12 protein-coding genes and 1 other RNA gene are annotated in these 14177 nt (G+C 31.2%); 4 read left to right on the top strand and 9 right to left on the bottom strand.

Annotated elements, in window-relative coordinates; genetic code table 11:
* The first annotated feature begins 22 nt into the window (after nucleotides 1–22).
* Complete coding sequence (gene miaA, locus G6N05_RS03290) at nucleotides 23–994, top strand: tRNA (adenosine(37)-N6)-dimethylallyltransferase MiaA (protein WP_166125124.1); 972 nt, start codon at nucleotides 23–25, stop codon at nucleotides 992–994.
* 56 nt (nucleotides 995–1050) lie between these two features.
* Nucleotides 1051–1773 (top strand): acyl-[acyl-carrier-protein] thioesterase, encoded by a 723-nt coding sequence (locus tag G6N05_RS03285; protein ID WP_166125123.1) that lies wholly within the window; start codon nucleotides 1051–1053, stop codon nucleotides 1771–1773.
* A gap of 36 nt (nucleotides 1774–1809) precedes the next feature.
* Here G6N05_RS03285 and G6N05_RS03280 read toward each other — a convergent pair whose 3' ends face one another.
* The gene (locus G6N05_RS03280) at nucleotides 1810–2265 is read right to left on the bottom strand and encodes a hypothetical protein (RefSeq protein ID WP_166125122.1); all 456 of its coding nucleotides are present in this window, start codon (nucleotides 2263–2265) and stop codon (nucleotides 1810–1812) included.
* A gap of 18 nt (nucleotides 2266–2283) precedes the next feature.
* On the bottom strand, nucleotides 2284–3312 hold the full coding sequence (locus tag G6N05_RS03275; protein ID WP_166125121.1) for a threonine aldolase family protein: 1029 nt from the start codon (nucleotides 3310–3312) through the stop codon (nucleotides 2284–2286).
* A gap of 46 nt (nucleotides 3313–3358) precedes the next feature.
* Between G6N05_RS03275 and prfB the strand changes: the two genes are divergently transcribed.
* Nucleotides 3359–4457, top strand: a protein-coding gene (gene prfB, locus G6N05_RS03270) for a peptide chain release factor 2 (protein WP_166125120.1) whose coding sequence is annotated in 2 segments (ribosomal slippage) — nucleotides 3359–3421 and nucleotides 3423–4457 — 1098 coding nt in all. Because the reading frame shifts where the segments join, the coding sequence is not laid out codon by codon here.
* A 160-nt stretch (nucleotides 4458–4617) separates the two neighbouring features.
* Here the strand turns inward: prfB and G6N05_RS03265 are convergent.
* From G6N05_RS03265 to rnpB, 7 genes are all read right to left on the bottom strand, one after another.
* Nucleotides 4618–5181 carry a leucine-rich repeat domain-containing protein gene (locus G6N05_RS03265; protein ID WP_166125119.1) on the bottom strand — a complete coding sequence of 188 codons (564 nt, stop codon included), beginning with the start codon at nucleotides 5179–5181 and terminating at the stop codon, nucleotides 4618–4620.
* Between the two features lie 18 nt (nucleotides 5182–5199).
* Complete coding sequence (locus G6N05_RS03260; protein WP_205729728.1) at nucleotides 5200–5589, bottom strand: hypothetical protein; 390 nt, start codon at nucleotides 5587–5589, stop codon at nucleotides 5200–5202.
* A gap of 312 nt (nucleotides 5590–5901) precedes the next feature.
* Nucleotides 5902–8442: a zinc-dependent metalloprotease gene (locus G6N05_RS03255; protein WP_166125117.1), complete on the bottom strand. Its 2541-nt coding sequence runs from the start codon at nucleotides 8440–8442 to the stop codon at nucleotides 5902–5904.
* A gap of 154 nt (nucleotides 8443–8596) precedes the next feature.
* Nucleotides 8597–9811, bottom strand: coding sequence for a porin (locus tag G6N05_RS03250; RefSeq protein WP_166125116.1), 1215 nt, complete (start codon nucleotides 9809–9811; stop codon nucleotides 8597–8599).
* Between the two features lie 216 nt (nucleotides 9812–10027).
* Complete coding sequence (locus tag G6N05_RS03245; protein ID WP_166125115.1) at nucleotides 10028–11707, bottom strand: inorganic phosphate transporter; 1680 nt, start codon at nucleotides 11705–11707, stop codon at nucleotides 10028–10030.
* Nucleotides 11708–11716: 9 nt separating this feature from the next.
* Entirely contained in the window at nucleotides 11717–12361 is a 645-nt protein-coding gene (locus tag G6N05_RS03240; RefSeq protein ID WP_166125114.1) for a DUF47 domain-containing protein, read from the bottom strand.
* A gap of 112 nt (nucleotides 12362–12473) precedes the next feature.
* An RNA gene (rnpB, locus tag G6N05_RS03235) (RNase P RNA component class A) lies at nucleotides 12474–12807 on the bottom strand.
* 212 nt (nucleotides 12808–13019) lie between these two features.
* On the opposite strand from rnpB, the gene dnaX reads away from it, so the two are divergent.
* A complete protein-coding gene (gene dnaX, locus G6N05_RS03230; protein WP_166125113.1) occupies nucleotides 13020–14105 on the top strand; it encodes a DNA polymerase III subunit gamma/tau in 1086 nt (361 codons plus the stop codon).
* The last annotated feature ends 72 nt before the right edge of the window (nucleotides 14106–14177 follow it).

The following is a 14177-nucleotide window of genomic DNA, read 5'->3' as shown; positions in this document are numbered from 1 at the left end:
GAAGCTGGAAAATGAAGATTGAATGTTGAATTACGAATTTTTAAAACTTGAAACCTTAAACTTGAAACCAAATTTTTTAATCACCATTATCGGACCAACAGCCATAGGAAAAACTTCCTTAAGTATTGCTTTGGCACAACATTTTGGTTGTGATATTATTTCATGCGATAGTCGGCAGTTTTTTAAGGAAATGGCTATTGGAACTGCGGTTCCGTCTGAAGAAGAATTGGCTGCTGCTCCACATCATTTTATTCAAAATAAATCGATTTTTGAGAAGTATTCTGTGGGAGATTTTGAGCAAGAGGCTTTAGTTAAGTTGGATGAATTATTTCAAAAAAACAACATCCAAATTATGGTTGGTGGTTCTGGTTTATATGTGGATGCCGTTTTAAAAGGTTTCGACGAATTTCCAGATATTGATGAAAGTGTTCGAACAGAAATTAACACTAAATTTGAAGAATTAGGTATCGAATTCCTTCAAGAAAAATTACAAGAATTAGATATAGAATATTTTAAAAAACTAGAAACTGAAAACCCACAAACCTTACAAAATCCGCAACGTATGAAACGCTTTGTAGAAGTTTGTATCGGTTCTGGTCTTCCCTATTCTAGCTTTATTGGCAAACGTAAAAACGAACGTAATTTTACTCAAATTGTAATTGGTTTAGAAGCCGATAGAGAAATTATGTACAACCGAATTAATCAACGTGTGGATATTATGTTGGAACAAGGTTTACTTCATGAAGTTGAAAATTTATTTCCACATAAAGAACTAAATGCTTTGCAAACTGTAGGTTACCGAGAATTATTTGATTTTTTTGAAGATAAAACTACTTTCGAATTTGCCATAGAACAAATCAAACAAAACACACGCCGATTTGCCAAACGTCAAATGACTTGGTTCAAACGTACTGAAAATGCCACTTGGTTTGATTTTGAAACAGATAGAAATGAAATTATTCGAAATATCAATTCAAAAACCCAAAATTCGTAAATCCCAATTCGTAAATCGTAAATCGTCAATCGTAAATCTCAAATCGCAAATTAATTATGCCCGTTTCTCCAGACTTCACATCTATTTACCAACAAAATTTTGAAATTGGGTTTCAACATTGCTATCCAAATGGCTTTTTGAAACACACCGAAATTTGTAATTTATTTCAGATTGTAGCTGGAATTCACGCGGATTTAGGTGGCATTAGTTATTTAGATATGCAACAACATCACCAAGCTTGGGTGTTGAGTAGAATGCGAATTGAAATTACTAAATTGCCAAAATGGAAAGACGTCATTACAATTAAAACCTGGATTAAAACCTTAGAAAACTCTCGGTCTGTTCGATGTTTAGAAATGTATTTGAATGAGGAGAAAATTGTAGGTTGCGAAACTTTTTGGGTCGTAATTAATACAAAAACCAGAAGACCTGATAATTTGGCTTTACCACATGCTCACTTTGAAAAGTTTGATACTGATAGTATTTCAAAATCGATTCAGAAAATAAATATTCCGGAAGCATTTACATTTAAAAGCGAAAGAAATATCCAATTATCTGATATTGATATCGTAAATCACGCCAATAATGTCAAATATTTAGAATGGTGTTTGGATGTTACAAATGTAGAAAACGTTTTAAGTAATAAAATTAAAGCACTAAACTTAAATTACTTACAAGAGCTGAATTATAATGATACCATTGAAATTCATCATACTACAACTTCATTTTTAATTACTAAAGAAGGAAAAAGTTGTTTTGCTTTGGAAGTTGAGATGTAAAATGATGGCAACACAGATTCAACAGATTTATTCAGATTAATTTGTTTTAATATATTTCTTAAATCTCTTTTCAATAAAAGAGAAAAAATAATCAAAATTAGAATAATCAAAATCTTTTAAAGTTATTTTTTCTTCTGTATCTAAAATTATATAATGCTCTGTCCAAGTAAAGTCTTCTCCTTCAATATATTCAGAAGAATATTTTTTAATTTTTGAAAAATAAATTTTTCTTTTTCGAAGTAATTCTTTTATTTCAAAATAGTTTTTATAAACGTAAATTCTTTTATGATTTAGTAAATAATAAATACAATATAAAATTATTAAAACAATAATTATTAATCCTATTGTTCTGATATTTTTCTCGTAATCATTTTTTAAAACACTATTATTTTCTAATAAAAGTATCAAGAAAATAAAAAAACCTACACCAAATAAAACTGTAATGAAATTTGATTTACTTCTTATTGATTTAGCAATTATTTTATTCTCCATTAAATTAAAAAATACTGATTAATTAAAACTTATTTTACTTAAAGTTTCCATTACATAATCGTGCATTACTTGCTTGTAATCCAAGTGAGTAACCATTCTTAATTTACCTTGACCCATATTGCTAATGTTGATGTTTTTCTCTTTCAATTTATCAATGAATACAGTTTCATTCAAATCAGACTTTAAGGTAAAAATGACAATATTTGTTTCAATTGGTTCTACTTTATAGATGAAAGGTAAAGTCGCTAAAACTTCTCCTAATTCTTTTGCTTTTTTATGGTCTTCTTCTAAACGAGAAATATTATTTTGCAACGCATACATTCCTGCAGCCGCTAAATAACCAGCTTGACGCATTCCACCACCAAATATTTTTCGGATTCGTAAAGCACGTTTCATATCTTCTTTCGTACCTAACAAAACGGAACCAACTGGTGCACCTAAACCTTTTGACAAACAAACTGAAATCGTATCAAACAATTCTCCGTAAACTTTTGGATGTTGTTTTTTAGCTACTAAAGCATTCCATAGTCGGGCGCCATCTAAATGGTATTTTAAATTGTGCTTGGTACAAACGGCTGCAATTTTTTTTAATTCTTCCATGTCATAACAAGCGCCACCACCTTTGTTTGTTGTATTTTCTACACAAACTAACTTGGTCATTGGCGCATGATAAAACTCTGGATCGTTTATAGCTTTTTCGACTTGTTCAGCAGTAATCATTCCGCGATTTCCGTCAATTAAATTACATGAAACACCACTATTAAAGGCTACTCCACCCGCTTCATATAAAAAAACGTGTCCCCATTTATCGCAAATTAATTCATCACCAGGATTGGTATGTAGTTTTATAGCCGTTTGATTGGCCATAGTCCCAGATGGAAAAAACAAAGCCGCCTCTTTACCAAATAAATCGGCAAGCGTTTCTTCTAATTCATTAACTGTTGGATCTTGTTTAAATACATCATCGCCCACCTTGGCATTAAACATAAATTGCAACATTTCTTGAGTAGGTTTGGTAACCGTATCGCTGAATAAATTAATTTCCATAAATCGTTTTAATAGTCTATTTTTGTTGTGTAAAACTACAAATAAAATGGTAAATACCGAACAAATTAAAGACATTATTAATCGCCTTGGTGCGTTAAGGAGGTATCTTTGACGTTGATGCCAAGCTTGTCGAAATAACCAATCAAGAAGAAAAGACCTTTGCACCAGACTTTTGGAATAACGCAAAGCAAGCAGAAATTATTGTACGTAATTTACGTTCGATAAAAAAATGGGTGGATGATTATACCCGTTGTGAAGATTTAGCTGAAGAATTGCAACTCACTTATGAATTTTATAAAGAAGATGCGGTTTCTGAAGAAGAATTAGATGCCATTTTTGATAAAACCATTACCAATATTGAAGATTTAGAATTTAGAAATATGCTTTCGGAAGAAGGTGATAACCTAAGTGCTGTACTTCAAATTACGGCTGGTGCTGGTGGAACAGAAAGTTGTGATTGGGCGAGCATGATGATGCGAATGTATTTGATGTGGGCCGAAAAGCAAGGTTATAAAGTTAAAGAATTGAATTATCAGGAAGGTGATGCAGCTGGAATTAAAACCGTAACGCTAGAAATTGAAGGTGATTTTGCTTTTGGCTATTTAAAAGGAGAAAATGGTGTACATCGTTTGGTACGAATTTCCCCTTTTGATAGTAATGCCAAACGTCATACTTCATTTGCTTCCGTTTATGTGTATCCGTTGGTGGATGATACAATTGAAATTGAAATTAATCCTGCTGATATTGAAATCACAACGGCTCGTTCAAGCGGTGCTGGTGGACAGAATGTCAACAAAGTGGAAACTAAAGTTCAGTTATTTCACAAACCTTCAGGAATTCAAATTCAATGTTCAGAAACGCGTTCTCAGCATGATAATAGAAGTCGTGCTTTACAAATGTTAAAGTCACAATTGTACGAAATTGAACTAAAAAAACAATTGGCACAACGTGAAGATATTGAAGCTGGGAAAATGAAAATTGAATGGGGTTCGCAAATTAGAAATTACGTGTTACATCCTTATAAATTAATTAAAGATGTGCGTTCCGGATTTGAAACTTCCGATTCTGAAGCCGTTTTAAACGGAGAAATTGACGGTTTTTTAAAAGCTTATCTGATGATGATGGGACAAAAAGAAGAAGATTAAACGTATTGTCATTCTGAATTTATTTCAGAATCTGAAACGAGTTCAGATTGACAAAAGAGAAATAAAAAAGCCGATTTTCAATTGAAAATCGGCTTTTTGTTGTATACACATGCTACGCAAAGTCATTAAAACCGAGAGGCTTTACGCAGCTAGGAATAATCTAATCTGTCCATTCTCCTTCAAAACTTCCATTGAGAAATTTTCCATTACCTTTTGCTAGAATAATACAGTTGGGCATACTTATAGAGAATTTTATAAGCTCTTTATAAGTAAAATTATTATCCCAAATTTGAAGAACAATGTCTTTTAGATTTTTCATTACAATTAACTTTTCTAAACCTTTATAGTTAATTGAGGTTTCATGAATTTGCAAATCTTCTAGGTTTTCAATCTCAATCAGATGTGGTATACATTCATTGGTTAATTGAGGATTCTCTTTTAATCTAAGGTCAGTTAGATTTTCAAGTTTAGCTAAGTATTTAATACCATCATTTGTTATTGAGGTGCCTTGTAAATTTAGACTTTCTAGCTGATTAAGAATTGATAAAAAAGCCAGGCCTTCATCATTCAAATCAGAATCTGCAAAACATATAGATTTTAAATTTGTAAACTCTCGTAAATTAAATAAATTCTTAGCATCGCTAACAGATTCTCCTAATTTAAGATTTAAATGCTTAACTTTTGAATCATAAAAATGATTTCCAATTTTTAATACAGTTTCCATTTTCAATATTGTTTTGTTTTATAAATCTGATTCATAATAGATTCTCTCTTTTAGCATTCCTTCATCTCCAAATTCTTGTAAAGTTCCATCTAAATTCATCCATATATGTCTTATTGGGTTGCTGTCTAAATTTGCTCCAACCCAAGTTAAAACACCTTTAAGATCATGGATTTTATTATTATTCTCAAGTGAAAAATTACAAGTAGCTGCCATACCACTTCTTACTAAAATCATATTATCATTATTTTTAGATTTTCTGTTTCCAGTAAGCCATTGTGGGTCACTTGTTATCTCAAAACTAAGCATTTTTGTATTTGGAGCTTGTCGTTTAAATATAGCCTCAACGGAAGAAGTTATGTCTTCAAAAGGTTCGTCAGAAAACCATTCTAACATATGCTTACTCTCCATTAATTTTTCAAAATTTGTTTTCATTTGTCAAACTTTTTTTTAAGATTTTATTGGTGCAACATTGTGAGCAACTTATGTATAGTCACTACTTTTTAGTGCTTTCAAATGTATTGAAATTATCTTGCAAATTATCAGTAGTCATTTATTTTTAGAGATTCTGATCCCGTTCTAGATTCTGAAACAAGTTCAGAATGACAGAGAATAAAAAAAGCCTTCCAGAAATTCTGGAAGGCTTTTTAATTAAAAAACTATTCTCGATACATTTTTTATTTCGTTTCACTTCATAAAAAACACTCGAATTGACGTTTTTTATTATCTATTCGGATTTAAAGCTTTGTCAATTCTAGCCACTAAATCAGCAATATGGAATTTGCTTAATCTGTCTGTTGCTAAAGCATTAGCGGCTTTTAACTGACTTCTTAATTCAATTAAATGTCCACGTGCAATAGAAGGTAAATCTGTATCAGCAATAACAATTTTTCTTCCGTTAAAGTTTGCTACAGCACTTTTATCTAAACTAATCGCATCAATTAATTTCGATACAAAAGCCTTTTGTAAATTTCTTCTGTATACATCAATTGCAGTATTTGTTCTTAATTCAGAGAAAATTCCACGTTTTAAATCACTCATTAATTCATCAATAGAATAATTGGCTTTATTCATAGAAGAAGTTTCCATTAAACGCGCCATTCTGTCTAAAGATAACAAGTTAGATAACGTTCCATCTTGAATACCTCTCATTAATTCTACACCATTATCTGGGTTAATTTTAGCCAAAACATTTTGATCTAATAACCAAGTTGGAGTTTTAAATAATTGTTCGTTTAAGAAAGCAACTGCTTCATTTTGAATCGCAGAAGGTACAATCTCGTATTCGTTTCCTTCCATGTCATACGTTTTAGGATTTTCATAAATACCACCAACGTTTTTAGTCACATGCCCCATATATCTACGGAATTGACCTACTAAAGAATTATATAAACCTTCTAATTCAGAATAATCTTCCCCTTTTTCTTTACTCCATTCAATTAAATTTGGTAAAATTCTTTTTAAGTTTTTAATACCATATTCCGAAGCTTTCATTGAATTATCTCCTAAATCTTCTGTTTGAAAACGAGGATCATACGGACTAGTTTCTGTACCAAACTGTAATCTTTTATTTTTGTAAGCTTCTTTTGTCATTTCATTTAACAACGCTTTTTCTGCATCTTCAGATTTCGCATCATTAAAATATGAGTAACCCCATTTGATGGCCCATTTGTCGTAATCTCCAATTCTTGGGAATAAATCTGTTACACCATCTTCTGGTTGTGCTACATAATTGAAACGCGCATAATCCATGATTGAAGAAGTATGTCCGTTTTTAGCTTGGAAATCTTTATTACGTAACATTTCAACAGGAGTGGCGTTACTTGCACCCATATTATGACGTAATCCTAAAGTGTGTCCAACTTCGTGAGCCGCCACAAAGCGAATTAATTCACCCATTAATTTATCGTCTAATTTTTTATTTCTTGCTTTAGGGTCAACTGCAGCTGTTTGAATCATATACCAATCACGTAATAAACTCATAATATTATGGTACCAACCAATGTGACTTTCCATAATTTCACCTGTTCTTGGATCATGAACATTTGGTCCGTAAGCATTTTGAATTTCAGCAGCGAAATATCTTAAAACAGAAAAACGTGCATCTTCTAAACTCATAGTAGGATCATTTTCTGGCCAATATTCACCACGAATAGCATTTTTCCAACCAGCAAATTCGAAAGCCACTTGCCAATCGTCAATACCTTGTTTGATGAAAGGTTTCCATTTATCAGGAGTTGCAGGATCTAAATAATATACAATTGGTTTTTTAGGTTCTATTAATTCCCCTCTTTTTTGTCTTTGAGCGTCTTCTTCATTTTTAGGTTCTAAACGCCATCTCACAGCAAAAATATCTGTTTCAGCTTTTTGAGAATCTTCTTCGAAAACATCGTATCCATTTGCAAAATAACCTACTCTTTTATCGAAAGAACGTTTACGCATAGGGTTTTCTGGTAATAAAATAAATGAAGTGTTTAATTCCATAGTTACTACACCAGCATCTAAACCAGCAGGTAAATCCACTCCAATTTTTGGTGTTGGATTTCTTGAAATTTGAGGAGCAACAGTTGTAAACGTTTTAGTCGTTCTAATTTCTGTATTGATTGGGAAACTTTTTACGAATTGAATAAACGATTTATCTTTTTGAAAAGCTTGAATACTCAACAATTGCTTGCTGATAGAATTCAAAGAAAACGTTTGTAAATCAGAATCGAAAGCAGTTGTCATATCAATAACACTTGCCGTGTTTTCTTTTCCAGATTCGTCTTTTTTATAAGCTAAAATATCATAAATCCCGATAATTGGATCAGCATTTGAATTTCTAACCGATTTTGTAATGGGTTTGTCTTCATCTGGCGTCATGATTACATACGTTATCGAACGTAAAATCATCGTATTATTTTGTCCTTTTTCGAAACGAACTACTTGACGATTTACTTCTTCACCACCAAAAATTCCTCCACCAGCTGGTGTTTTAGAATATCTCGTGATAGTCATAATTTCTTTTCCGATTAATGATTCTGAAATTTCAAATAAATATTTATCCGCAACTTTGTGAACATCAATTAATCCTTTTTGTGTAACCGCAGTAGAATCAATTACTTTTTTATAAGGTTTTGGTTCTTTTTTAGCGTCTGGTTTTTTGGCTTCAGCTGTAGCCGGAGGTAAGTTTTTCTTATTCTTTTTGTCTTTCTTTTGTGCGAAAGTTTCTGCACTTGTTAGAAGAAAAAAGCAAAAAAGAATTTGTAATGATTTTTTGATCATAAAATTTAGTTTAGTTAATGTTTAACTAATCTGTCTGAGAAATTATTTTATGTTACTCAGATTTTGAAGTTTTAAGTTTATTTTAACAATTGATTAAATACAAAACGCCGATTTAAATGAAATCGGCGTTTTGAATTGTAATTATGAATTGAATTTATATTCCGATTTCAACCTGAAAACGTAAATACCAATTGTTTTTAGTTGTTCCATCAAAATAATCTAAAGTATCATAAGCAACTTCTGTTTGTAATTTAAAAGTGTGTTCCCAAATATATCTTGTTAATCCTAAAGATATTTGTTTAGAATTTGGTGCGAATTCTCTAATATCCTTTCCAACTTTTTGAATGGAATATCTTGTGATAAATTCGTAGTTTGATTTTGTATTATAACTCAATTGATAATCAAATCCGTTACCAACATAAGCATAATTAGAACTTGTAATATCATCTGGATCAAAAGTAACCGCGTTTTTTGTAGTGGTTCTCGACATAAAACTAGACATCGCAGCAAAACCATTATATTTGAACATCGCATCTAAAAGTACTGATTTCATGGTTCTTTTTTCAAATAAATCATTCCCTAATTGACCTTGAGTTCTTCTGGCATGATTATTTTGTTGGAAAGCTCCTGAAAACATTAATTTCGGTTTTTTCTCACGCATAATATCTCCCTCAAAATAGGTTCCATCTCTTGTAAAAGCTCCTAAAGGTAAGATTTCAATTTTTCCAGTTACTGCAACTCCATCATCTGGTTTTTCTGTTGAGTTTCTTCCTTCTCCGGTTGAAACAGCTCCTTTTAAATTATAAGAAAACTTATCTTTAAACTCATTCATATTATGAACTTGAAATCCAAAATCTCTATCAATTGTAAAACGAGAATTATTAATAGATCTATCCGTTAATTGTAATCCTCCAGATGAATTAACACGCTGTCTGTTTCCAGGTAATTTTGTTTGTCCAAAACTAATGTTCCAATTTTTATTTGGTCGATACATAAAAACCGCATCTCTAATAATATTTATATTTTCTCCATCTTTTATTTCGCCAACATCACCTGGAGCGAAAGACAGTTGAATCGCATATAAAAACTTTGGACTTCCTACATAACCATCAAAACGTAATCTTAATCTTCTAATTTGTGCATCATAGCCTCCGTTTTCACCTTCATTTTCAATATAAGTCACTCGGTTTTGCATTCTAAATCTAATATTCAATTGATATAAACTATCTGGTGAGGTTATACCAATTCCTTTACCTGTACTGAAGTAAGGTAACGTAGATAATTTGATGTCATTTGTTGGTTTGTCTTGTGAAAAAACTTGACCTGAAATTAAAAAAACAAATAAATGAAGGTAAATTATTTTTTTCATTAGTTTTTGCGTTGTTGTGTTAAGAATTAGTTGTTGTTTTGTTTTGTTTTTGCAAATTTAATGTTAAGAATCAGAGTATTAACACATCTTATATTAAGTTATCTTTAAGTATTTAAAACTGTAATTTACAATTTCTTAACAATCGAAATTTTGTAAAAAAAAAATCCGTCCTGATTATCTCAGGACGGATTAAGTATTTTATATAATTTATTTTTATTACACGAATAAAGTAGTAACGTAATATAATATTGCAGCAATAATTGCTGATACTGGAATAGTTAATACCCAAGCCCATAACAAACTTATTGTAACTCCCCAACGCACCGCACTTAAACGTTTTGTTGCTCCTACTCCTATAATTGATCCAGTAATAGTGTGTGTTGTAGAAACTGGTACTCCCATTTGAGAAACTGTAAACAAAGTTAAAGCTCCTGCTGTTTCAGAACAAACTCCCTCTAATGGTGTTACTTTGGTAATCTTAGTTCCCATTGTTTTTACAATTTTCCAACCACCCATTAAAGTTCCCATTCCAATCATTAAGTAACATCCGAAAGCAATCCATGTTGGCATTGTATCTTTAGTCACTTTCGTTTCTAATTTATAACCTTCTAAAAGTTTCCCTTCTTTATCAAGATATTTTGAGAAAATTTTGGCATATCTATACTTTGGATTTATCGTTTTATCCGTAAAAATAACTTCGTTAGTTACAACGTCTTTTACTTCTTTTTTATCCGAATATACTTCTAATTTAGTAAGTGGATGACTCGATGTATTTACTTTTGATTTTCTTTCTAATTTTTTTTCTGTACTAACAATTTCACTGAAATTATTAACATTAACTCCTTCTTTCTTCAAATGATTAATAAAAGGGTTGTCAGTAGAAACTTTTGAGTTTAATTTCTCATCCTCATAAATTTTCTCTCCTGTAGTTAAATCAAAAATATTTTTACCATCTAAATAGACCGTGTCTTTTCCGAAAACACCAACTGATGGTTTGAATTTCTTAACTTTTCCTTCTTCATTTTTATAAACAACCTGAAGAACTTCAGTAGTATTTAATAAGTTGTATTCTTTTACGAATTCTGGCATGTTTTTATCAGGACTCGTTCTATATCCGTTTGCATAAACTATACAAGCCGCACAAATAATTCCCATTACCTTTTGTGAATCGGCACCACCATGTCCTAATGAAAAGGCTGCAGAAGATAATAATTGTAATTTTTTATACATATTACCTTCTTTAGTATGCGAAGGATTTTTTCCATGAACTAATTCATACCAACAGTATACTAAGATAAATAAACCTAAAAGTACACCAATAATCCAAATCATAATTGGTTTAATATCTAAACTGTCTTTTAAAGCATAAGTAACATAAACAGTTAGTGCTGAAATAGCTATAGAGATACTTATTTTTTTAGCGAAATTTCTTTGTATAGTTACCATTGCAATAAAGAAAGAAATGATTCCTCCAATAAATGGTGCTAAAAATATAAATATAACTGTAAGTCCAATAGATTCTAAATTTAATACTCCAAAACCTGCGTGTGCCACGGCTGCTCCTGCAAAACCACCAATTAAAGTATGTGATGATGATGAAGGAATTCCTAATTTCCAAGTTAATAAATTCCAAATTGTTGCTGCTAATAATCCAGATAAAATTACCCAAAGATTAATTACAGAACCATCTACTGTTTTGGCAACGGTATTTCCAACACTCATATCAAAAACCCAATAGGCGATAAAGTTGAAAAATGCTGCCCAAATTACAGCTTGTGTAGGCGTTAAAACCTTTGTAGAAACTACTGTTGCAATTGAGTTGGCCGCGTCATGAAATCCGTTTACCAAGTCAAACAACAATGCAATTACTATAATTACTATTAATAATGTAAACATAGTACTTAATTAAGAATGTTTAACAGCTACTGCTTCTAATACTCTTGCAACAGATTTACATTTGTCTGATGCTTTATCTAATGACGCTAAAACTTCTTTATATTTAATAATATTTTTGGCATCTGTTTCATTTTCGAAAATATCAGCAACTGCTTTTTCAAAAACTGAATCTGATTTTCTATCTAATTTGTTGATTTTCTTAACAGAATCAAAAATATTTTTGAAATTCTTCATATCTTTTAATTCCATTACAGATTTTGCAATGTAACCACAAGCTTCTAAATTAATTTCAGTAATTTTTCTAATCGATTTCGTAATTTTTTCTACTTGATACATTCTAATTCTGTTAGAAGCTTCTTGCAAATTACTAGCCACATCTTCAATTGTAGTCATTAATGCGTGAATATCTTCTCTATCAAATGGAGTAATAAAGTTTTTACTCAATTCAATGTTCATTCTGTGAGAAATTTTCTCAATGCTTTCAAATAACTCATCAATCTTTTTAAAATAACTTTCTCTATCTGCTTTTGAAGCATTTACACCTTCATGTAAAGCGTCAGACATTTTTGTTAACTTGTTAGTTGCATCCTCAAATAAAGGAAAAAAAGTTTTGTCTTTTGGAGAGAAAAAATTTAAAATGTTTTTAAAGGCCATCTTTTAGTTTGTTTAAATTACGGTGCAAAAGTAAAAACCTAATGTTAAGTTAATGTTACGTAATTAATAATAGTAGATTAATTGTTAACGAATTATTAACAATAAGTAAAGAAAAAAATGCAGACCTATAAGCCGGATTCTGTACTCCGATAAATCGGAGCCCTTATCATTTATCTAGTTCCAAAATTACTCTTGGAATCCATCTTTCTACCCTTCAGCAACGGACGAGAAACCCTTAAATGCTGATATACTTGAAATTTCACCGCATAGAGTTTACCTGGTTTCACTACAGCTTAACCTGTACATACTTTCTGTTGCACTTGTCCTCCCCCATCTCGTTCCTAAAAACGAGGCAGAGTGACGGGCGTTACCCGCTATACTTCTCTTTGGTGTCCGGACTTTCCTCCCTTCCGATAAATCGAAACGACGATAAGGCGGTCTGCGTGGCAAAGATAATTAAAGTTAGGAGTTGGAAGCTGGAAGTTGGAAGTTTTTTTTTTCAAAATACAGTTTGAACAGATTTTAAAATTCTTTAAAATTCTCAAATCTGTGTTGAAAAAATAGTTGAAATTGATTTTTTTAAATTTATTAATAACTTTTATCTTTTTACTTTTGACTTTTTACTTTTAAAATCTATATTTGCTATCGAGAATTACCTATGGAACAATTTATAGTATCAGCCCGAAAATACAGACCTCAAACATTTAAAGATGTTATTGGGCAACAGGCTATTACAAATACTTTACTACACGCTATAGAAAATAATCACTTAGCCCAAGCCTTACTTTTTACAGGACCTCGTGGTGTTGGAAAAACAACTTGTGCTAGAATTTTAGCTCGAAAAATCAATCAAGAAGGTTATGACGACCCAAATGAAGATTTTTCTTTCAATGTTTTCGAATTAGATGCCGCTTCAAATAATGGTGTAGATGATATTAGAAGTATTATCGACCAAGTTCGAATCCCTCCACAAACAGGAAAATATAAAGTTTATATTATTGACGAGGTTCACATGCTTTCAACTTCTGCATTTAATGCGTTTTTGAAAACTTTAGAAGAACCACCAAAACACGCTATTTTCATTTTAGCAACTACAGAAAAACACAAAATTCTTCCTACGATTTTGTCGCGTTGTCAAATATTCGATTTTAAACGAATTACGATTAATGACACAAAAGACTATTTAATGGGAATTGCCGAAAATCAAAACGTGCAGTTTGAAGAAGAAGCGTTGCGTATTATTTCTCAAAAAGCAGATGGTGCCATGCGTGACGCGTTGTCAATTTTTGACAGAGTGGTTTCGTATTGCGGAAATAACTTAACACGTCAGGCTGTTGCCGAAAACTTAAACGTGTTAGATTACGATTACTATATTAAAGTTACCGATTTAATTTTAGAAAATAATATTCCAGAATTACTGTTAACCTATAATGATATTTTAGCCAAAGGATTTGACGGACACCATTTTATAGCTGGTTTAGCATCTCATTTTAGAGATTTATTGGTTTGTAAAAATCCAGTAACACTTAAGTTGTTAGAAGTCAGCGAACAAACGCAACAACAATTTGCCATTCAAGCACAAAAAGCTTCTCAAGCCTTTTTATTAGCTGGAATTGAAACCGCAAATGATTGTGATTTAAAATACAAAGTCAGCCAAAATCAAAGACTATTTGTAGAATTAACTTTAATGCAATTGGCTTCATTAACACATGATGCCGAAAAAAAAAAGCTAAATACTTTATAATTCCTTCAAATTTCTTTCATAAAGCGAAAGAAATTCAACCTTCAACAAGTACAATTCAAACAGAAATCGTTT

This window comes from Flavobacterium bernardetii (assembly GCF_011305415.1).
Taxonomy (GTDB): Bacteria; Bacteroidota; Bacteroidia; order Flavobacteriales; family Flavobacteriaceae; genus Flavobacterium; species Flavobacterium bernardetii.
Note: the sequence above shows the minus strand (reverse complement) of the source record. Positions and strands in the feature narration are given on the sequence as shown.